Annotated in this window: 15 protein-coding genes; 7 read left to right on the top strand and 8 right to left on the bottom strand. The window is 67.9% G+C overall.

Annotated features, from left to right (window positions below; all coding sequences use genetic code 11):
* Positions 1-94 precede the first annotated feature (94 nt).
* From msrA to msrB, 3 genes are read right to left on the bottom strand one after another with little or no spacing between them, the layout of a single operon-like run.
* Positions 95-832, bottom strand: coding sequence for a peptide-methionine (S)-S-oxide reductase MsrA (gene msrA, locus AC5P7U_RS12945; RefSeq protein WP_004154039.1), 738 nt, complete (start codon positions 830-832; stop codon positions 95-97).
* Positions 833-846: 14 nt separating this feature from the next.
* A complete protein-coding gene (locus AC5P7U_RS12940) occupies positions 847-2,616 on the bottom strand; it encodes a cytochrome c biogenesis protein DipZ (protein WP_495221184.1) in 1,770 nt (589 codons plus the stop codon).
* A 2-nt stretch (positions 2,617-2,618) separates the two neighbouring features.
* Positions 2,619-3,194, bottom strand: coding sequence for a peptide-methionine (R)-S-oxide reductase MsrB (msrB, locus tag AC5P7U_RS12935; protein ID WP_495221183.1), 576 nt, complete (start codon positions 3,192-3,194; stop codon positions 2,619-2,621).
* Positions 3,195-3,339: 145 nt separating this feature from the next.
* Between msrB and AC5P7U_RS12930 the strand changes: the two genes are divergently transcribed.
* Both AC5P7U_RS12930 and AC5P7U_RS12925 read left to right on the top strand, forming a co-directional pair.
* On the top strand, positions 3,340-4,059 hold the full coding sequence (locus AC5P7U_RS12930) for a response regulator transcription factor (protein WP_197564354.1): 720 nt from the start codon (positions 3,340-3,342) through the stop codon (positions 4,057-4,059).
* A complete protein-coding gene (locus AC5P7U_RS12925) occupies positions 4,056-5,525 on the top strand; it encodes a sensor histidine kinase (RefSeq protein WP_004154048.1) in 1,470 nt (489 codons plus the stop codon). Before AC5P7U_RS12930 ends, AC5P7U_RS12925 begins: the two co-directional genes overlap by 4 nt.
* Here the strand turns inward: AC5P7U_RS12925 and AC5P7U_RS12920 are convergent.
* Together AC5P7U_RS12920 and AC5P7U_RS12915 are read right to left on the bottom strand one after the other, a co-directional pair.
* On the bottom strand, positions 5,522-6,868 hold the full coding sequence (locus AC5P7U_RS12920; protein WP_197564353.1) for an ATP-binding protein: 1,347 nt from the start codon (positions 6,866-6,868) through the stop codon (positions 5,522-5,524). The two genes, AC5P7U_RS12925 and AC5P7U_RS12920, sit on opposite strands and share 4 nt — an antisense overlap.
* Positions 6,865-7,554, bottom strand: a complete 690-nt coding sequence (locus AC5P7U_RS12915) for a winged helix-turn-helix domain-containing protein (protein WP_004154050.1) — start codon at positions 7,552-7,554, stop codon at positions 6,865-6,867. Before AC5P7U_RS12915 ends, AC5P7U_RS12920 begins: the two co-directional genes overlap by 4 nt.
* A 346-nt stretch (positions 7,555-7,900) precedes the next feature.
* Here AC5P7U_RS12915 and asnB point away from each other — a divergent pair, with 346 nt between their 5' ends.
* Positions 7,901-9,802 (top strand): asparagine synthase (glutamine-hydrolyzing), encoded by a 1,902-nt coding sequence (asnB, locus tag AC5P7U_RS12910; protein ID WP_495221182.1) that lies wholly within the window; start codon positions 7,901-7,903, stop codon positions 9,800-9,802.
* Positions 9,803-10,237: 435 nt separating this feature from the next.
* Here the strand turns inward: asnB and AC5P7U_RS12905 are convergent, their stop codons facing one another.
* Complete coding sequence (locus AC5P7U_RS12905; RefSeq protein ID WP_049455872.1) at positions 10,238-10,585, bottom strand: phasin family protein; 348 nt, start codon at positions 10,583-10,585, stop codon at positions 10,238-10,240.
* Positions 10,586-10,700: 115 nt separating this feature from the next.
* The gene (gene queD / locus AC5P7U_RS12900; protein WP_053448692.1) at positions 10,701-11,063 is read right to left on the bottom strand and encodes a 6-carboxytetrahydropterin synthase QueD; all 363 of its coding nucleotides are present in this window, start codon (positions 11,061-11,063) and stop codon (positions 10,701-10,703) included.
* Between the two features lie 193 nt (positions 11,064-11,256).
* Here queD and AC5P7U_RS12895 point away from each other — a divergent pair, with 193 nt between their 5' ends.
* Positions 11,257-13,896 carry a TonB-dependent receptor gene (locus AC5P7U_RS12895; protein ID WP_495221181.1) on the top strand — a complete coding sequence of 880 codons (2,640 nt, stop codon included), beginning with the start codon at positions 11,257-11,259 and terminating at the stop codon, positions 13,894-13,896.
* Between the two features lie 74 nt (positions 13,897-13,970).
* Positions 13,971-16,565, top strand: coding sequence for a M14 family metallopeptidase (locus AC5P7U_RS12890; RefSeq protein WP_495221180.1), 2,595 nt, complete (start codon positions 13,971-13,973; stop codon positions 16,563-16,565).
* A 539-nt stretch (positions 16,566-17,104) separates the two neighbouring features.
* On the opposite strand, the gene AC5P7U_RS12885 is transcribed toward AC5P7U_RS12890, so the two are convergent.
* Entirely contained in the window at positions 17,105-18,526 is a 1,422-nt protein-coding gene (locus tag AC5P7U_RS12885) for a DEAD/DEAH box helicase (RefSeq protein ID WP_049455876.1), read from the bottom strand.
* A gap of 861 nt (positions 18,527-19,387) precedes the next feature.
* On the opposite strand from AC5P7U_RS12885, the gene AC5P7U_RS12880 reads away from it, so the two are divergent.
* On the top strand, positions 19,388-20,377 hold the full coding sequence (locus tag AC5P7U_RS12880; RefSeq protein ID WP_004154063.1) for a fumarylacetoacetate hydrolase family protein: 990 nt from the start codon (positions 19,388-19,390) through the stop codon (positions 20,375-20,377).
* 14 nt (positions 20,378-20,391) lie between these two features.
* Complete coding sequence (gene maiA, locus AC5P7U_RS12875) at positions 20,392-21,060, top strand: maleylacetoacetate isomerase (RefSeq protein ID WP_004154065.1); 669 nt, start codon at positions 20,392-20,394, stop codon at positions 21,058-21,060.
* The last annotated feature ends 22 nt before the right edge of the window (positions 21,061-21,082 follow it).

Below are 21,082 nucleotides of genomic sequence, written 5' to 3'. Positions count from 1 at the left end.
TCGGCCGGGCCTGATCGGGGCGCGGCCGATACTTCCCAAGCGCACGGCGGGATCGCCGTGCGTCTTTTTCTGCGTGGGGATTGCCGGCCGGCGGCTATCGCATCGGCACCAGCACCGCATCGCGCCGGTACAGTGCCGGGAACTGCTTGCCGAGCGCCGCCAGCTTCGGTGCGTCGTAGTAGCGGATGTAGGCCGCCTGCGGGTAGTTCGTCATGTAGTTCTGGTGATAGCTCTCGGCCGGGTAGAAGCGCTGGCCGCTGCCCAGCTGGGTGACGATCGGCGCGCGGTAGCTGCCGGCCTGGCCGAGCTGGGTGATGTAGGCGCGGCTGGCGGCCTGTTGGCGCGCATCGTCGCTGAAGATCGCCGACCGGTACTGGCTGCCGTGGTCCGGCCCCTGGCGGTTGAGCTGGGTCGGGTCGTGCACCACCGAGAAGAACACCTGCATCAGCTGCCCGTAGCTGACCTGGCGCGGGTCGTAGTCGATCTTCACCGCTTCGGCGTGACCGGTCTGGCCGCTGCTGACCCGCTCATAATGGGCGTTGGCGGCGCTGCCACCGATGTAGCCGGATACCGCATTGCTCACGCCCTTGACGTGCTGGAACACGCCCTGCACGCCCCAGAAGCAACCACCGGCAAACACCACGCTGGCGTGGGTGGCGTCATCGCGGAACGCCGCTTCGCCGGTGGGTGCCGGCAGCGCCTTGGCCTGCGCGCTGGATTCGACCGGTGCCGCAATCGCGCCGTGGTCGACCAGCAGCACACCGGCGATCAATGCCGTGGCCACGAGACCGGCGACACCGGCAGCAATACCCTGTTCAAAGGAGAGTTTCATCGTGTCCTCCCGGTTCAACCAAAGGTGAAGGCGTAGGCCTGCACGCCCGCATCGAGGAATTCGATCTCGAAGCGGTGCGGGCCGACCGTGCCGCGCTGGCGCACCAGCTGGAACAGGCGGTGTTCGTTGACCACGCCACTGCCATCGGGGCCGACGTCACTGCCGGCATCGGTGGCGGGCAGCGGTTTGCCGTCCAGCCACACGCGGAAGCGCACCGGCTTGCCGTCCTGGCCCGGTGCCAGCACCAGGTGCAGGTCGCGCGCATGGAACTGGAACGCGATGCGGCCGCCGGCGCGCTGCAGTTGCGCGGCCTCGTCGTTGATCGTCCACTGCCCGGACAGGCCCCACCGGTTCAGCGCCAGGGTGGTGGGCAGCGTGTAGTCGAACGCGGTGTCGTTGCGTTGCCCGCCGGGCGAGGCGAACTGTTCGGCACGGGCGTGGCCCAGATAGGTTTCCGGCGAGCGCAGGTTGCCCATGTCGGCCTGCGCGGCAACGCCCTGCAGGTCGGCCGCGGCGGGATCGGCTGGCGGCGGCAGGCGGGTCTGGCCGGCTTCGGCAAGCAGCCGGCGGATCACCTGTTCCGAGCGCGCGTAGTTGCCCTCGCCGAACTGGTGGCCGCGGATGTTGCCCTGCGCATCGACGAAGTACTGCGCCGGCCAGTATCGGTTGTTGAACGCACGCCAGATCGTGTACTGGTTGTCCAGCGCCACCGGGTACTCGACCTTCAGCTGCTGCACCGCCTTCATCACGTTGCGTGGGTCGCGTTCGAAAGCGAATTCCGGCGTGTGCACGCCGATCACCACCAGGCCATGGTCGCGGTAGCGGCGTTCCCACTCGTGCACGAACGGCATCGCGCGCAGGCAGTTGATGCAGGAGTACGTCCAGAAGTCGACCAGCACGACCTTGCCGCGCAGCTGCTGGGCAGTCAGCGGCGGGCTGTTGAGCCAGCCGGTGGCGCCGTCCAGCGCGGGCAGGGTGCCCTCCACCGGCAGCGGTGCATCGGCACCGGTGTTGGCACCGGCCATCATCATCATCGGCGGTGCCGCCGGTTGCGCGCCGGGTACGGCGTCCAGCAGGCCCTGCTCGATGCGCGCGGTGCTGACCGTGGACAGGCGGGTCAGCAGGCCGGTGTCCCAACCGAGGCCGATCGCCACGACGGCCAGCAGCGCGGCCACGCCCAGCACCTTGCGCAGCACATCACCCACGCCGAGCCGCGCCTGCATCGCGCGGAACACCCGGCCGCCGATCCACACCGCCAGCGCCAGCGCGGTGATCGCGCCCAGTGCATAGGCCAGCAGCAGCGCAGTGGTGCCGACGCTGGCGCCGTGCAGGGCGGCGCCGGTCAGCACCAGGCCCAGAATCGGCCCGGCGCATGGGGCCCACAGCAGGCCGGTGGCGATGCCGATCAGCAGCGAGGTCCCCGCGCCACCGCGTCCTGCGGCGTCAGCGGCATCGGCGCGTGCGCTCAAGCGTGCACCCACGCGCTGGAACGGGGCCAGCAGATGGTCGGCCAGTCGCGGCCACAGCAGCGCCAGCGCAAACAGTGCCATCAGCACCAGGGCGATCCAGCGACCGACCTGGTTGGCCTGCGCCACCCATTGGCTGCCCACCGCCGCCAGGCTGGCGACCACGGTGAAGGTGAGCGCCATGCCCAGCAGCAGCGGCAGCGTGCTGCGCAGGAAGGGGCGGTCGGCGCGCGCGAACACGAACGGCAGTACCGGCAGGATGCAGGGGCTGAGCAGGGTCAACGCACCCCCGAGGTAGGCAAGCAGCAACAGCAGCATGGTCAGGCTCCGGACGTGGGGGAAGAACCGACCGGCACCCGCCAGCCGTCGGTGGTGCCGCCATCGGCAGCACCGGGAACGAACATCAGCGCTGCACCGTTCATGCAGTAGCGCAGCCCGGTCGGACGCGGGCCGTCATTGAATACGTGGCCGAGATGGCCGCCGCAGCGGCGGCAGTGCACCTCCACCCGCAGGATGCCGAAGGTGACGTCGCGGTCTTCGCCGATGGCGTTGTGCAGCGGCGCCCAGAAGCTCGGCCAGCCAGTACCACTCTCGAACTTGGTGGAGGATGAGAACAGTGGCAGCGCACAGCCGGCACAGGCGAACGTGCCCTGCCGGTGCTCCTTGTTGAGCGGACTGCTCCATGGCCGCTCGGTGGCCTGCTGGCGCAGCACCGCGTACTGGGCCGGGGTCAGGCGCTGGCGCCAGTCGGCGTCGCTGTGCATGACCTCGAACTGTCGCGCGGGACGCGTTTCGGCAGCGGCCGGTGCGGCGCGGCTGCACGCGCCGAGGCCGAGCAGGCCGGCGGCGGTGGCAACACCGCCCAGGCCCAGCAGATGGCGGCGGGTGAGGGTCATGGCGGACTCCGGGAAGGGGCGACGGGGCCATGCTGCGCCCGCCCGGGTCAACGAATCCTCACGCAGGATTCAATTTTTCGTGAGGTATCGGCGGCCATCCCGCGCCACAATGCGGGCAGCCTCCCCCACTGGCCCCGAGCTGCCGATGTCCGCCAAACGCGTGTTGATCGTTGAAGATGATGCCCACATCGCCGACCTGCTGCGCATGCATCTGGGCGATGAAGGCTATGACGTGGCCCACGCCGCCAGCGGTGACGCCGGACTGCGCCTGCTCGAACAGGAAGGCCCGTGGGATGCACTGGTGCTGGACGTGATGCTGCCCGGCGTGGATGGCCTGCAGGTGTGCCAGCGCGCACGCGCGATGGCGCGTTATGTGCCGATCATCATCATCAGTGCACGTGGCAGTGAAACCCAGCGCATCGTCGGCCTCGAGCTGGGGGCGGACGACTACCTGGCCAAACCCTTCTCGATGCCGGAGCTGGTGGCACGGGTGCGCGCACTGCTGCGCCGCGCCGAGGCGATGGCGCAGAGCGCACGCATCGATGCCGGCGCGATCGAGCTGGGCGGGCTGCAGCTGGACCCGGTTGCACGCACCGCGTCGGTGGAGGGCACTGCGCTGGAACTGACCCCGCGCGAATTCGACCTGCTGCTGTTCTTCGCCCGTCATCCTGACCAGGTGTTCGCACGCATGGAACTGCTCAACCAGGTCTGGGGCTATCAGCACGATGGCTACGAGCACACGGTCAACACCCATATCAACCGGCTGCGCAGCAAGATCGAAACCGACCCGGCCAATCCGCGGCGGCTGCTGACGGTGTGGGGGCGCGGCTACAAGCTGGTCGATCCGGCCGGGGCGGCGGCATGATCAGGCCGAACCTGTGGCAGAAGCTGGCGGCGGTGATCGCCGCACTGATGCTGATGTGCTGCATGGCGCTGCTGGCGCTGCAGATGCGTGCCAACACCCGCCACGAGCAGGAAGTGGTGCAGCGGCTGTCGCTGGGCCTGGCCGAGCACATTGCCCAGCGCAGCGAGCTGATGGACACCAGCGGCATGCGCGACGCCGCGGTGCGCGCTTTGTTCGGCCAGCTGATGGCGGTCAACCCCAGCGTCGAGGTCTACCTGCTGGACGACCAGGGCCGCATCCTCGGCCACGATGCGCCCAGCGGCCATCTGGTACGCAACCGCGTGGACGTGGCGCCGTTGCGCCACCTGCTGGCCGGCGAGCCGCTGCCGATCCTCGGCGACGATCCGCGCAGCGCCGATGGCCGCAAGGTATTCAGCGCCGCGCCGTTGATCGTGCAGGGCCGCCAGGCGGGTTACGTGTACGTGGTGCTGGTCGGCGAGCACCGGCAGATGCTGGCCGACGACCTCGCGGCCGGCAGCCAGTGGAACACCACCTGGTGGTCGGTGATGCTGGTTGGCAGCCTCGGCCTGCTTGCCGGGCTGGTGGCGTTCTACTGGGTGACCCGCCCGCTTCGGCGGCTGACCCGGCGCATCCAGGCCTTCGACATCGACGCACCGACGCCACTGCCGCCACCGGAGCCGCTGCGCCCCGGCGAGCGCGACGAGCTGGTGATCCTTGAGCACGCACACGCGCAGATGGCGCAGCGGTTGGGCGAACAATGGCAGCAGCTGCGCCAGCAGGACCTGCAGCGGCGCGAACTGGTGGCCAACATCTCGCATGACCTGCGTACGCCGTTGTCGTCGCTGCATGGCTATCTGGAAACGCTGGCGTTGAAGGACGCCACGCTGTCACCGGACGAACGCCGCCGCTATCTGGGCATCGCCCTGGCGCAGAGTGCCAAGGTCGGTCGGCTGGCGCGCGCGCTGTTCGAGCTGGCGCGGCTGGAGCATGGCGAGGTACGCCTGGAGTGGGAGGTCTTCGCGTTGCCGGAGCTGCTGCAGGACGTGCTGCAGAAGTTCGAGCTGGCCGCGCAGGCGCGCAACCAGCGCCTGCATGCCGACTTCCCGCCGGGCCTGCCGTTGGTGCGCGCCGACCTGGGCCTGGTCGAGCGTGTGCTGACCAATCTGCTCGACAATGCGTTGCGGCATGCACCCGAGGGAGGCCGGATCGAAGTACGCCTGCGCGCAACGCCCGACAGCGTAGAGGTCAGCGTGTCCGACGATGGTCCCGGCGTCGCACCGGCGCTGCGCAGCCAGCTGTTCCAGGCACCGGCCGCGCTGGGCGCGCGACGCGGCGAGAACGGTGGTCTCGGTCTGCTGATCGTGCAGCGCATCGTGCAGCTGCACGGTCGTCGCATCGAACTGCGTGACAGCGAACATGGCGCCCTGTTCGTGTTTGCCCTGCCGCGCGCGGAACCGGCGGTCTAGCAGGCCGTATCGCCTTCCACGACGCCGCCGGTTTCCAGTGGCAGGTGCAGGCGGATGCAGGCGCCGCCCAGGTCTGAATCGGTCACCTCGACATGGCCGCCATGCTTGTCGGCCACTACCTGCACCAACGCCAGGCCAAGCCCGAAGCCGGGGCTGCCCGGGTCCAGCCGCACATACGGTTGCAGCACCTGGCCGCGCAGTTCGGGCGCGATGCCAGGGCCGTCATCCTCCACCTGCAGGCACAGCCAGCCGTCGTCCGCCGTGCTGGCGACGCGGATCTGCCGGCGCGCATAGCGCAGCGCATTGCCGAGCAGGTTGCGCAGCGCCAGTTCCAGCATGTGCCGGTTGACGTTGACCAGGCCTACCGGTGACAGCACCTGCTGCACCGGCATCGGCAGCGGGGCGAACTGGGCGATCACGCCGCGCACCAGGGTGGCCAGCTGCAGCCGTTGGCGGGTCAGCTGGTGGCAACGGCCGAGAGCGGCGTACTCGACGCCGGCATCGGTGAGGTGCTGCAGCCGATCGACATCGGTGCGCAGGCCGCCCAATGCATCGCGCTGAAGCTCATCCAGCGCGGTGTCCTCGAGGTCGGCCAAGCCGAAACGCATGCGCGCCAGCGGGGTACGTACCTCGTGCGCTACAGCCTGTGCCAGCACGCGCTGGCTTTCCAGCAACTGCTGCAGCTGCTCGGCCATGTGGTTGAAGGCGTTGGCCAGCGGCCGCACCAGCGCGGTACCGGCACGCGGCGCGCGCGTGTCCAGCTGGCCGTCGCGCATCTGCCGTGCCGCCTGGGCCAGCTGCGAGACGTCGCGCCACAGGCGGTAGACCATCACGTACATTGGCAACGCCACCGCCACCATCAGGATCAGCAGCAGGATCGCCACGCCGGAGACTTCGCTGTCCTGCCATCCCTCCTCAGGCAATGCTTCGTCCAGCGGCCCCAGCATCACCGCGTAGTCGCTGTCGCCGATCCGCTGCAGGCTGCGCATGTGCTCCAGGTCGATCTGCACACGGCCGTTGTTGAACGCCGGGCGCTGGCTGGCAGGCAGCTCTTTCACCGCCTCGGCCAGCGGCACCATGCGCAGCGCGTAGGCGAAATCGGCGTCGAGTTCGCGCGCCAGCGCCGGCCACTGCTCGCGCGGGGTTTCGGCGAAGCGATGCTGCAGCAACGCATGGGTGCCGCGCATCTCGGCCTGCAGGCCGGCCTCGGTGCGGTCTTCCAGCAGCGCATCCCACGCCCACAGGCCGAGCACGATCAGCAACAGGTGGGCGACCAGGAAGCCGATGCCATAGCGCAGGAAGTGGAAGGCGTGGCCGCGCATCGCCGAGGGCGTGCGCTTCATCCCCATGCCGATCGGCTGAACAGGTAGCCGCGTCCGCGCACCGTCTTGATCCGTTCCGGCTGCTCGGGGTTGTCACCCAGCTTGCGGCGCAGGCGCGAGATGCGGGCGTCAATCGAGCGGTCCAGGCCATCGAAGGCGATCCCGCGCAGGCCACGCAGCAGCGCGTCGCGGTCGAGGATCTGGCCGGCGTTGCTGGCCAGCAGGAACAGCAGGTCGAACTCGGCGGTGGTCAGTTCCAGCAGCGCACCCTGCAGGTGCACGTTGCGGGTGGACGGGTCGATGTTCAGCTCGCCGAAGCGCAGGCTGCCGTCGCGCGGCTCGACCCGGCGGTGGCGGCGCAGGTGGGCGCGCAGGCGGGCCAGCAGCACCCGCGGTTCGATCGGCTTGCCGATGTAGTCGTCGGCGCCCAGCTCCAGCCCCAGGACCTGGTCGATGTTGTCGGTGCGGGCGGTCAGGACGCAGATGATGCCGTCATAGTGGGGACGTATCTGCCGACACACTTCGAAACCATCCTGGTCGGGCAGGCCGACATCGAGCAGGACCAGGGCCGGCTTTTCGGCCAGGATCCGGGTCACGGCGCGCTCGCCGCTGCGCTCGTGGGCGACCTGGTAGCCATGCCGCTGCAGATAGTCACTGACCATCGTTCCCAGGCGGGCATCGTCTTCGACCAGTACGATATCCAGCATTTTCAAGGCCTCCGTGGACGCAAACGTACCGCCACGGCACGAGCGCGGCGATGCTATCCCAGCCATCGGGCCGCCCGGGTGCAGGGGGCGGGCGCCATTCAGCCGGGGTTGCTGGCGCACGGGCCGGGTCTCAGCCCCGGCAACCACTTGGCGCCCAGCATAGCCGGTTGCCGTTACAAAACGTTACCTTCGTCACACGCGTGGTGACGATCGCTGACAGCAATGCGACTGACTCGGGGCGGAGGCAGGCCGAGCATGGAGTCTCCTCCGTTCCGCGTGCCGTTCCCATGTCGCCCGCCAACCTCCGCCTGCCGAACCTGTCCTGCCGCCACTGCGGAGGTGCCCGATGAGCGGCGTGGTCGGGGCCTGGCTGCCGCCCGCCGAAGACGAGCACCTGCTGCAGCAGCTGGCGCCGATGCTGCGCGCGTTGCAGCAGCGCGGCCGAGGGCGTATCGGCTACTGGACCGATGCCGAGGCCGGCCTGGCACTGGGCCATTGCCGGGCGCCGACCGATACGCCCCTGCAACCGCTGAGCTCGGACTGCGGCCGCTATGTGCTGTGCCTGGACGGCCGCCTGTACAACCGCGCCGACCTGCAGGCACAACTGCGCGATCTGCCGCGCAGCTGCAGCGATGCGCGGCTGCTGCTGCAGGCGATCGTCGAGTGGGGCGTGGAGCGGGCGCTGTCGCGCATCGAGGGCGCCTTTGGTTTCAGCGTGTGGGACCGCGAGTCGCGCGCGCTGTGGCTGGCCCGTGACCCGGTGGGCGAGCGCCCGCTGTACTACGGCTGGTACCAGGGCAGGTTCCTGTTCGCCTCGGAGCTGAAGGCGCTGCAGGCCTTTGAGGGCTTCTCGCCGAGCATCGACCAGGATGCCCTGAGCCTGCTGCTGCGCCATGACTACGTGCCGGCGCCGCACACCATCTACCGTGGCATTCACAAGCTGGTGGCCGGCGCCATGCTGCGCATCGACCTCAACGACCATGCTGCGGGTCACTCCGGCATGGCCGCGCAGGGCGGTTCGCGCTACTGGTGTGCACGCGATGCGATGCACAGCGCATTGCAGGACCCCCTGCAACCGGCGCCGAGCCTGGAGCAGGCTACCGACCAGCTGGAGGCGGTGCTGCAGAAGGCCATCGCTGCACGCATGCACTCGCCACTGGCCTGCGGCGCGTTCCTGTCCGGGGGGACCGATTCCTCGCTGGTGACGGCGATGATGCAGGCGCAGTCGACCCTGCCGATCGAAGCATGGACGGTCGGCTTCGACGATCCGGGCCACGACGAGAGCGACTGGGCTTCGCAGGTGGCGCGTCACCTGGGCGTGCAGCATCACCTGCACCGGATGGACGCGCGCCAGGGCCTGGACCTGCTGCAGCGGCTGCCGCAGGTCTGGTGCGAGCCGTTCGCCGATGCCTCGCAGCTGCCGACATTGCTGGCCAGTGAAATGCTGGGTGCGCGCAAGCCGGTGGCGTTGACCGGTGACGGCGGCGACGAACTGTTCTTCGGACATCCCAGTTATGGCCGCGCGCTGCGCAATGCACGGCTGTGTGGCGGCCTGCCGGACTGGGTGCGTGACCTGGCGCGGCGCAGCGGCAACCGCATGAACGTCGAGCGCGGCCGCCTCGGTGGCTGGCGCGCGCTGGTGGCCGAGGTCGCCGCCAACGACGTGGAAGGCCACTACCTGCAGCGGGTCACCCGCTGGCGGCAGCCGGCGCAGGTGGTGCTGGGCGCGCGCGAACCGGTGACGATCTTCCAGCAGCAGGACACGGCGCTGCCGGCCGAGGCGCGCATCCAGCTGCTCGATTTCCGCATGGATCTGGCCGAAGGCATTCTCGCCAAGGTTGATCGCGCCGGCATGGCGGCGGGCGTTGAAACCCGTGCGCCGCTGCTGGACATGGAGGTGGTGCGCCTGGCCTGGCGCCTGCCGCAGCATCTGAAATACCACGATGGCGAGCACAAGCTGATTCTGAAGCACCTGCTGGCGCGCTATCTGCCCGAGCCGCTGGTGTACCGTCCCAAGCGCGGCTTCGGCCCGCCGATGGCGCGCTGGCTGGCGGGTCCGCTGCGCGATTGGGCGGAGGCGTTGCTGGATCCGCAGCTGCTGCGCAACCAGGGCTGCTTCGATGCGGTGCGCGTGCGTGGCATCTGGGAGGCGTTCCTGCGCGGTGAGCGCAAGTGGCACACGCACCTGTGGAACGTGCTGATGTTCCAGGCGTGGCACCAGCACTGGCACGGTGGTCGCGGGCGCTGAGGTTCCTTCGCGGATTGTTCTGCATGGCGCAGGGCGGAGGCCCTCGCGTACGAATGTCCTCCGGCGCTGGCCGTTGGCCGTCACCTCCCCCTTTACTTCGTACGCAAGGGCCTCCGCCCTGCGTTCGGAGTTCGTCGGCGCCTCCTTGAAAGGCTGCCGCGAGCACTGCGCTTTACCTGCCGCAAGCCGAGCCTCGTCGGGGTGGGCAGGGGTCTGGGCAAAGTAAAGGAGGAGGTGACGGCCAACGGCCGGCGCCGGGGGACATTTGCCCAGGTCCCTGCCCACCCCGGCGGGGCCCTTCAGCTCGCAGAGAGTCCAGACGAAGAAGTGCCTCGGAATCCAAACGTCAGGCAAAAAAAGACCCGGCAGAGGGAGGGATCTGCCGGGTCCGGATTGCGTGGGGGGAGGGACCCACGCAATGAGCGTTGCGTCGCGTCAGTGGCTGTTCGCGTCCGCGCTTGATTCGTTGTAGCCCTGCACCAGTTCGGACCAGGCCTTGCCGGCCTGCAGGCCGAGGCCGACCACGTCCTGCTGGGCCTGGCCCAGCCGCTGCAGGTTGTCCTGCCACAGCTGCGTGCCCTTGCTGAGCACCCCGGCCGCATCGTCGCTGCGGGCCAGTTCACCCAGCCAGCCACCGGTCGCGGTCAGGTTCCGCTCCAGCGCCTTCAGCTGCACGCCGAACATGCTTTCGGCGTTCTCCAACGCCAACCGGTTCGCACGCGTTGCCGCGGCAGCAAGCTGGCGGGTGGCATCACTGAAGCGATCGCTGAAGGCGGCGGCCATGGGCATCAGAGTGTGACTTGATGCAATGCAGCATACGCCGTTGATGCCGCATTGCAACAAAAATAACGAAGGCGCCCATGGCGCCTTCAGAAAACCTTTCAGATCAATGATTTGATCAGATGGCCGGGCCGCGGTAGCGGCAGCCGGAGGTACAGGTCTCGTGCACGGTGATCTCGCTCAGCGCCGGCAGGCTGGGCTTGAGCTCGTTCCAGATCCACACCGCCAGGTTCTCGCTGGTCGGGTTCTCCAGGCCGGGGATGTCGTTGAGGTAGTGATGGTCCAGGCGCTCGTAGATCGGCTGGAAAGCCGCTTTCACGTCACCGAAATCCATGATCCAGCCCGTCTGCGCGCCGGGCTCGCCCTCGACCTTCAGTTCCACCCGGAACGAGTGGCCGTGCAGGCGCGCGCACTTGTGCCCCGGCGGCACGTTGGGGAGGCGGTGCGCCGCCTCGAGCATGAAGACTTTGAAGATTTCCATGGCGGCGATTGTACGCCGCAGCTGTCGCCTCTGGCCGGGTGGATGTTGGCTGTTCGTGAAGAAACTCTTTCCATCCGGATGAAGAGATGATAGCTTCTCTTATATCCGTATGAAGAGATGTTATTGGCCGGACGTCGGCCAGGCATGGACTACTGCGGAACTTCGTCGTCCTTACCACCTCCCCCACATCGTCATGCCCAAGCACACCCTGCTCGTGGCGGCCCTGGCCGTCGCTCTGGCCGCGCCTTTGTCCGCCGCCGCCGAATCCTCCGCCGATGCCAGTGGCGAAGCCAGCACGCTGGCCGCCGTGCGCGTCACCGGTTCCAACATCAAGCGCACCGATACCGAGGCCTCCAACCCGGTGCAGGTGATCGCCCGCCAGCAGCTGGAACAGACCGGCAAGGCCACCGTGGCCGACGTGCTGCGCTCGATCTCGGCCAATACCGGCAACGCCAGCAACGAAACCACCAACAACGGCTGGGCCTCCGGCTCGGCCGGCATCGGCCTGCGTGGCCTGTCGCAGAAGAACACGCTGGTGCTGCTCAACGGCCGCCGCCTGGCCAACTACGGCTTCCCGGCCGGTGGCCTGTCCGACACCTTCGTCGATCTCAACGCGCTGCCGCTGGTCGCGGTCGAACGCATCGAAGTGCTCAAGGACGGCGCCTCGGCCGTCTACGGCTCCGATGCGGTGGCCGGGGTGGTCAACATCATCACCCGGCAGAACTTCGAAGGCGCCGAGATCGGTGGCAGCTTCGGCGGCGCCGACCAGGGCGGCCTGCACGAGCAGAACCTGAAGTTCGTCGGCGGCCTCGGTGATCTCGACACCGATGGCTACAACATCCTGTTCAGCCTGCAGGGCTACAACCGCGAGCGCCTGGACCAGGACGAACGCAACCTGACCAGCAGCGGCATCTACACCGACAAGCCGGGCGGCCGCTGGAACGGCTGGTCGGCCAAGGGCGCGCGCTATCTGGTGAACGGCGTGTCGGTGCCGATGCTCGATGCCAACGGCAACTGCCCGACCGGTACCACCCGCGTTGCCAGCGCGCCGATCGACGGCCTGGCCGGCGATACCTGCGGCTTCAACCAGGCGCCATTCACCACCCTGATTCCGTCGACCAAGCGCTACCAGGCGTACGCCAACGGTACCTTCCGCCTGAACGACAACGTCGAAGCGTTCGGCGAAGTGCTGTACAGCCAGATCAAGAGCACCGCGTGGTTCGGCAGCAGCCCGTATTTCACCCTGGAAAGCGGCCGCTTCGCACTGAACGCGGACAGTGGCCTGGCCGAGCCGGTGTCGTCGCTGCTGCCGGCCAACAATCCGTACAACCCGTACGGCCGCGCGATCCCGATCGAGTACACCTTCTTCGACCTTGGCGGCACCCTCAAGACCAACCGTTCCACCGCCTATCGCGGCGTGTTCGGCCTGCGTGGCACTACCGCGAAGTGGGACTGGGAAGTGGCCGCGTTCGGGGCGCGCAGCAGCGAGCGCGAGAGCGTGTCCGGTGGCTTCGCCAACCGCTGGGCGCTGGCCGATGCACTGGCCACCGGCAGCTACAACCTGCTCAACCCGGCGGCCACGCCGCAGTCGGTGCGTGATGCGATCAACATCGCCACGCTGCGTCCGGCCGAGTCCAAGCTGCAGGGCTTCGACGCGAAGATCTCCGGCAGCCTGGGCCACACCTGGGCCGGCGAGATCGGCTTCGCCGCCGGTGCCGAGTGGCGCCGCGAGAAGCTCGATTCCAACAACCCGTGGCAGATCGATGCCGGCCTGCAGGTGCGCCCGGCCATCGCCGAAGTGCACGGCCAGCGCCAGGTCAGTGCCGCCTACGCCGAAGTGAATGTGCCGCTGGCCTCGACGCTGGAGCTGTCGGCGGCCGCACGTGCCGACCACTACGATGACTTCGGCAATGCGTTCTCGCCGAAGCTCGGCCTGCGCTGGCAGCCGCTGGATTTCCTGCTGGTGCGTGCTTCGGCCTCGAAGGGCTTCCGCGCGCCGTCGCTGTCGGAGAACTCCAACAGCACCAGCATCGCCTACGGCAGCGTGGTGGATCCGCGTGACCCCGATGTGCCGGGCTCGCGCCAGAACCCGACCTTCTTCACCGTCGGCAACAATGCACTGAAGCCGGAGCGTACCAAGAGCGTGAACTTCGGCGTGGTGCTGTCGCCGTGGGCCAACACCAACCTGAGCGTGGACTACTACCGCATCCAGCTGGACAACCTGGTCGGCACCAACAACACCCAGACCCTGGTCAACGACAACGTGGCCGGCGCCGTGCAGCGCGACGAGCGCGGCAAGCTGCAGGCGGTCTACAACCGCTACCAGAATCTCAGCGAGCTGAAGACCTCGGGCATCGATGTCGAGCTGCGCCAGCGCATCCCGACCGCAGCGCTGGGTGACTTCACCGTGTCTTCGGCCTACACCCACGTGCGCGACTACCGTCGCCCGACCGTAGTCGGCGGCCCGCTGGTGGACTACGCCGGCAGCAACCTCGGCGCGACCCTGCCCAAGGACAAGGCCACCACCACGCTGGACTGGACGTACGGCGACTTCAACGCGGCGGTGACCTGGTACTACACCAGCAGCTACCGCCAGGAAGCCGGCACTGCGGCCAAGGCCGTGCAGCAGCGTGTCGGCAGCTACAGCCAGTACGACCTGTACCTGGCCTACACCGGCGTCGACAAGCTCACCGTGTACGCCAAGGTGCAGAACCTGGCCGACAAGACGCCGCCGTACGACGCCTCGTTCCCGGGCATCCGCGCGCCGTACGACTTCAGCCAGTACGACCTGCGCGGCCGCTACTTCACGCTGGGCTTCGACTACCGCTTCTGATCCATCCGTCGCGGCCGGCTTCCCCGGGGAGCCGGCCGCGCGACTGTCCGCCGTTGTGTTCCAGGGGAGCCACCGTGTCCTTGCATCGCCGTGCCGTTCTTCCGTTGCTGATTGCTGCCATCACCGCGTTGTCCTCGCCGCAGCCGGCGCAGGCACAGAGTGCGTACTTCTTCCCGCAGGCCACCGAAGCGGCCGCATTCGATACGTCCATTCCCACGCCGGAACAGTTCCTTGGCTATCCGGTCGGCAGCCGTTACACCCGGCATGACCAGCTGGTGGCCTACTTCCAGGAACTGGCGAAACGCTCGGGCAAGATAAGCGTGCGCGAGATCGGCCGCAGCTACGAGGGACGCCCGCTGTTGATCGCCACGGTCACTGCGGCGGGCAACCAGGCGCGACTGGAACAGATCCGCCAGCAGCACGCGACGCTGGTCGATCCGGCGCAGCCACGCAGCGCCGCCGGCGACAGCCCGGTGGTGGTGTGGCTGGGCTACAGCGTGCACGGCAACGAGACCTCCAGTGCCGAAGCCGCGATGCTGACCGCGTACTACCTGGTGGCCAACCAGAGTGCAGAAACCCAGCGCTGGCTGCAGCAGGCCGTGGTGCTGTTCGACCCGGCGCAGAATCCGGACGGCCGTGATCGCGCGGCCAACTGGCACAACGCATGGGCCTCGGACCCGGCTTCGGCCGACCCGGCCGACAAGGAACACGTCGAGCCGTTCCCGCAGGGCCGCACCAACCACTACTTCACCGACCTCAACCGTGATTGGCTTGCGCTGACCCAGCAGGATTCACGGCCGAAGGTGGAGGTGTTCCACCAGTGGTACCCGAACGTGCAGATCGACTTCCACGAGATGGGCAAGGACAGCACCTACTACTTCGAGCCGTCGCCGAAGAGCATGCACAGCCCGTTGATCCCGGCGGCATCGTACGAATTCAACAAGACCTTGGCCAAGTACCACGCGCAGGCGCTGGATGCACTGGGTTCGCTGTACTACACCGGCGAGAACTTCGACAACTTCTCGCCGGTATATGGCTCCACCTATCCGGACTTCCACGGCGCGGTCGGCGTGACCGTCGAGCAGGCCAGTTCACGGGGCCGCGTGCAGGAATCGGTGAATGGCGTGTTGACGTTCCCGTTCACCATCCGCAACCAGGTTGCTACAGGGCTGGGCACAGTGCGTGGCGCGGTCGCCGAGCGCAGTGGCCTGTTCGACCTGCAGAAGCAGTTCTTCCAGAGCGCGCTGAAGCAGGCTGCACAGCAGCCGGTGAAGAGCTTCGTGTTCGGCGATGCGCATGACCCGGCACTGACCCGGCGCTTGCTGGAGCTGTTGCTGCTGCATCGCATCGAAGTGCGCGCGCTGGATCGTGCGGTCACCGTGGATGGGCAGCACTTCGCGCCGGGCAACGCCTACGTGGTGCCGGTGCAGCAGGCGCAGTTCCGGCTGGTGCATTCGATCTTCGCCGAGACGCCGCCGATCAAGGGCGACGTGTTTTACGGCAGCACCAGCTACGCGATCGCACCGGCCTACGGCGTGGCGTTCGCGGGCAGTCGCAGCCGCATCGACGGTGGCGCCCGCATCGCGGGGCTTCCGCCGGTACAGGGCGAGGTGCTTGGCGGCCAGGCCGGCTTTGCCTATGTCATCGACTGGCGCGACTACAACGCGGGCCGGGCGCTGGCGGTGCTGCAGGGCAAGGGCCTGAGTGCACGCGCAGCCTTCCAGCCGTTCACCGCAGCCACCGCACAGGGCGAGGCGGACTTTGCTGCCGGCAGCATCGTCATTCCGGTGGCCGGGCAGCCGCTGCAGGGCGTGGCGCTGCTGGACGCGGTACGTGCCGCAGCCCGCGTTGCAGGCGTGCAGGTGCATGCGCTGTCCACTGGTCGCAGCCGCGAGGGCGTTGACCTGGGCAGCGACGGCGTCAAGGCGCTGCGCAAGCCAGCCGTGGCACTGGTGATGGGCGAGGGCGTGGCCGCCACCGAGATTGGCTCGGCTTGGTTCCTGCTCGACCAGCAACTGCAGCTTCCGGCCAGCAAGCTGGATCCGCAGCAGCTGGGCAAAGTGCCGCTGGATCGTTACACCACCATCGTGCTGTCCGGCGGTACCTATACCGGCGTCGATGCCACCGCGGTGGCAGCATTGAAGCGCTGGGTGCAGGCCGGTGGTTCCCTGGTGACCTACGGCAGTGCCTCGAAGTGGGCGATCGAACAGAAGCTGGCCGACGGCGAGACGCTTGGCAAGGAAGAAGAGGCTGCTGGTGAGAGCCGCCGTGCGTTCGGCGACCAGCGCGATATTGCCGCGATCGAGCGGGTCAGCGGCAACATCCTCAGTGCCGACGTGGATACCAGCCATCCGTTGGCGTTCGGCGTGCCGCGTCGTCAGCTGGCGATCAACAAGGAAAACACGGTGACGCTGCAGCCAAGCGCGAATCCGTTCTCGACAGTGGTGCGCATCGACACCACGCCGCGGGTGAATGGTTACCTGTCCGAGCGCAACCGCGCGCGGGTGGCGGGCAGCGCGTGGCTGCTGGTGTCGGCGCAGGGGCAGGGCAACGTGGTGCTGTTTGCCGATGATCCGGCGCATCGCAAGTACTGGCACGGGACGGATCGACTGCTGATCAACGCGATCTTCTTCGGGAATCAGGTGAATCCGAGTAAAGCGCGGGGTTGAGGCGTTTAGCGCCTTGATTGATGCGTGTGGGGGAGGCCGGGCGGGCTGCGCAGGACACGCTGTAAATACGTCCATGTAAGCTCGATCGGCGCATCCATGCGCCTCACGGTCCTGCGCAGCCCGCCCGGCCTCCCCTCGACAGTTTCCTGCGGGCGCGGACGCATCGAACCCCAAGGCGGGAGCAAGGGCAAAAGCAAAAGCAAAGTCAGAAATTGCGACTTCGGCTTTTGCCTTTGAATTTGAATTTGAATTTGATCTTTCTTCTCCCGGCTACCCGGCGGGAGAAGAAGGCGCAGGCAATGCTTGAAGCGGATGGGCGTGGGGCCAGCGCAAAACCGTGAGGCGCATGGATGCGCCGACCGAGCCCCCATGGATGGGTTTACGGCGTGTTTTGCGCTGGCCCCACGCCCATCCGCCCTCAGCACAAACACACCGCCTGCTTCTACTCACGGTAGCCGGCAAAAAAAAAGGACGGCGCCTCAGCGCCGTCCCTCGATAGCCCCCCGCGCAGCGGGAAGCACAACAACTCTCAGCTGCGATCAGCCGGCGCGACCGCCGCCGTTACCACCCTGGCCGCGGCCACGGCCGCCACCATTACCGCCACCGCCACGGCGCTGGCCCTGACCGGCGCCTGCACCCGCACGCTGCTGGCCATTGCCACCGCCCTCACGACGGCCGCCGCCGGACTTCTTCGGGCCGGCATGCGCATGGCGCGGCGCATCACCGTGCGGACGGCGCGCGTGGTTCTTGCGCGGTGCGCGCTCGCCGGTATCGTGCTCGGCCTTGCCCGGTGCACTGTTGCCCCAGCGGATCGGCGTCTGCAGCTCGAAACCCGGTACGTCGCGGATGTCCATGTCGCGGCCCAGCAGGCGCACGATCGCGCGCAGCAGCTTCACTTCATCCTGCGCCACCAGCGAAATCGCCTGGCCGGTGGCACCGTTGCGGCCGGTACGGCCGATGCGGTGCACGTAATCCTCGGCCACCATCGGCAGGTCGAAGTTGATCACCTTCGGCAGCTCATTGATATCGATGCCACGCGCGGCGATGTCGGTGGCCACCAGCACGGTCACGCGGCCCGCCTTGAAGTCGCCCAGCGCACGCAGGCGCTGGCCCTGGCTCTTGTTGCCGTGGATCGCCGCGGTCTTGATGCCCGACTTCTCCAGGAACGTGGCCAGCTTGTCGCTGCCATGCTTGGTGCGTGCGAACACCAGGGTCTGCTCACGGCTGTCCTGCGCCAGCAGGTGCAGCAGCAGGTCGCGCTTGCGGCCGGCATCGACCGGGTGCACGCGGTGGGTGATGGTTTCGGCCACGGTGTTCTTCGGCGTCACCTGGATCTGTTCCGGGTTGCGCATGAACTCCAGCGCCAGCTGCCGGATGTTGTCCTCGAAGGTGGCCGAGAACAGCAGGGTCTGGCGGTTCTGCTTCGGCAGCTTGGCCAGGATGCGCTTGATCGACGGCAGGAAGCCCATGTCGAGCATGCGGTCGGCTTCGTCCAGCACCAGCAGTTCAATGCCGGACAGGTCGATGCTGCGACGCTCCAGGTGGTCGATCAGGCGGCCCGGGCAGGCCACCAGCAGGTCCACGCCGCGGCGCAGGATGTCCAGCTGGTTGCCCATGCCGACGCCGCCGTAGATGCACGCGCTGGGGATGCGCAGGTACTTGCTGTAGCCGCGCAGGCTGTCATGCACCTGGGTGGCCAGTTCGCGGGTCGGGGCCAGGATCAGCGCGCGCGGCTTGCGCGGGCCGCTGCGCACTTCCTGCGAGGCGGTGCCCAGGTGCTGCAGCAGCGGCAGGCCGAAGGCGGCGGTCTTGCCGGTACCGGTCTGAGCGCCGGCCAGCAGGTCGCGACCGGCCAGCGCCAGCGGGATCGCCTGCTGCTGGATCGGGGTCGGGTTCTCGTAGCCCTGCTCGGCGAGCGCACGCAGCAGGAAGGGCGCCAGGCCCAGCGATTCAAAAGACATTGAGTTTGCTCCAAGTACAAGAAACGCCTGTCCGACTGGACAGACGGGGGCAGATCAAACTGATCGGCTGACTCGGAGCGTTCCCGTGAACCGCGCTGCGAGAATTGGGTGCAGCCGGCACGAAGCGCAGGCTGGAATGCGTGACGAACGGCGTCGGAGTGGGGGCGGGCGAAGAGGGCGGACCCTGGTCGCCGGCGATCCCGGAGGGAAACGGACGGCCGCTGCAGACCCCGCAAGTCTAAACGATGTTTGAGACTTCACGCAAAAAGGCCTGTTCAGGTAAGGGTTCTGCCTGCAGGGCTGCGCCCTGCACCCGCAGAGGCCAGAGCCATGGCCGGAGCAAGATCAAAAGCCGGGTTCCTGTGGGTTGGCGGGGTGGGTCCGGTGGCAGGGGGCGCCGTAAATACGTCCATGTAGGCTCGGTCGCGGCATCCATGCCGCTCACGCCCCTGCCACCGGACCCACCCCGCCTTCGACAGTTTTCCGCGATCTGTCGAATCTCATTCGATCAATTTCGATATCTGATGGATTTCGACGATGAATGACGTGGATGTTGGATCCGTCATCGGGAAATTGTCGGGGGTGGGGCGGTGTCGGATTGCGGGGTGTCCGCGGCATGGATGCCGCGGCCAAGCCCCCATGGACGGGTTTACGGCGTCCCCGCAATCCGACACCGCCCCGCCCAGCCCACAGACAACCCAGAGCCGCTCTGGCATTTGACGTTGCTTCGGCGGGTGCAGGGCGCAGCCCTGCCGAACCCCCTCCTGCGGTAGGGTGGGCCGATGCCGCGCTGCAGCTTGGCGCCGCTGCATATTTGATTACACTTGAAACTTGTTTGCCCACGACTCCGGACACCCACCCATGAAGCTTGGTTCTTTGAAGGAAGGCGGCCGCGACGGCACCCTGATCGTCGTCTCGCGTGACCTGCGCCACGGCGTGCGCGCCACCGGCATTGCCGCCACCCTGCAGCAGGCCCTGGAGGACTGGAGCCGCATCGCGCCGCGCCTGAACGCCCTGTACGAATCGCTCAACGCCGGCGATGCCGACGGTGTGTTCGACCTTGACCCGCAGGCGCTGGCCGCGCCGATGCCGCGCGCCTATGAATTCGTCGACGGCAGCGCCTACCTGCCGCATGTCGAGCGCGTGCGCCGTGCCCGTGGCGCCGAGGTGCCGGAGAGCTTCTACACCGATCCGCTGATGTACCAGGCCACCAGCGCAGGCTTCTACGGCCCGCGTGATGCGGTCAAGGTGGTCAGCGAGGACTACGGCATCGACCTGGAAGCGGAGATCGTGGTCATCACCGACGACGTGCCGATGGCTGCAACGCCGGAACAGGCGGCGGGCCACATCCAGCTGGTCGGACTGGTCAACGACGTCTCGCTGCGCAACCTGATTCCGGGCGAACTGGCCAAGGGCTTCGGCTTCCTGCAATCCAAGCCGCGCTCGGCGCTGTCGCCGGTGTTTGTCACCCCCGACGAGCTGGGCGCTGCCTGGCAGGACAGCAAGGTGCACCTGCCGCTGCTGACCCATATCAACGGGACGTGGTTCGGCGCGCCGGAAGCGGGCGTGGACATGCAGTTCAACTTCGCCCAGCTGGTCGCGCATGCGGCCAAGACCCGTCCGCTCGGCGCCGGCACCATCGTCGGCTCCGGCACCATCGCCAACGAGGACACCAGCAAGGGCGCCTCGTGCTTTGCCGAGCAGCGCGTGGTCGAGACCCTGCGCGATGGCAAGCCGAGCACGCCGTTCATGTCCTTCGGTGACGTGGTCCGTATCGAGATGCTCGATGCCGCTGGCAACAGCATCTTCGGTGCGATCGAGCAGCGCATCGAGCAGGCGGCCAAGCCCTGAGCATGGAGGCGGCAATGGAGATCCCGGTCGACGACGGCATCGCGCTGTACACCTACTGGCGATCCAGCGCCGCCTACCGCGTGCGCATCGCGCTCGAGCTGAAGGGCCTGGCCTGGGACGCACGGCCGGTGCACCTGGTGCGCGAGGGCGGCGAGCAGCACCTCGACGCCTATCGCGCGCTGAATCCGCAGCAGCTGGTGCCCACCCTGCTGCATGACGGGCACACGCTGACCCAGTCGTTGGCGATCGTCGAGTATCTGGACGAGCGCTTCCCGCAGGTGCCGCTGCTGCCGGCCGACGCCGCCGGCCGCGCGCGGGTGCGTGCGCTGGCCCAGCTGGTGGCCTGCGATATCCATCCGATCAACAACCTGCGGGTGATGCAGTACCTGGAGCGCAGCCAGCAGCTGCCAGCCGATGCCCGCACGCACTGGACCCTGCACTGGATCGCCGAAGGCTTCGATGCCATGGAAGCGATGCTGGCCAGCAGTCGCGACACCGGCACCTTCTGCCACGGCGACCGCCCCGGCCTGGCCGACCTCTGCCTGCTGCCGCAGCTGTACAACGCCCACCGCTTCGGCCTGGACCTGACGCCGTACCCGACCCTGCGCCGCATCGAAGCCGCCTGCCAGGCGCTGGACGCCTTCGACCGCGCCCGCCCGGAAAACCAGCCCGACGCCGCCTGAAAGAAAAAAAGGGACGGAGGGG

The sequence above is a fragment of the Stenotrophomonas sp. YJH_SMC_57 genome, assembly GCF_059369755.1.
This window is presented reverse-complemented; position numbering and strand designations above follow the sequence as displayed.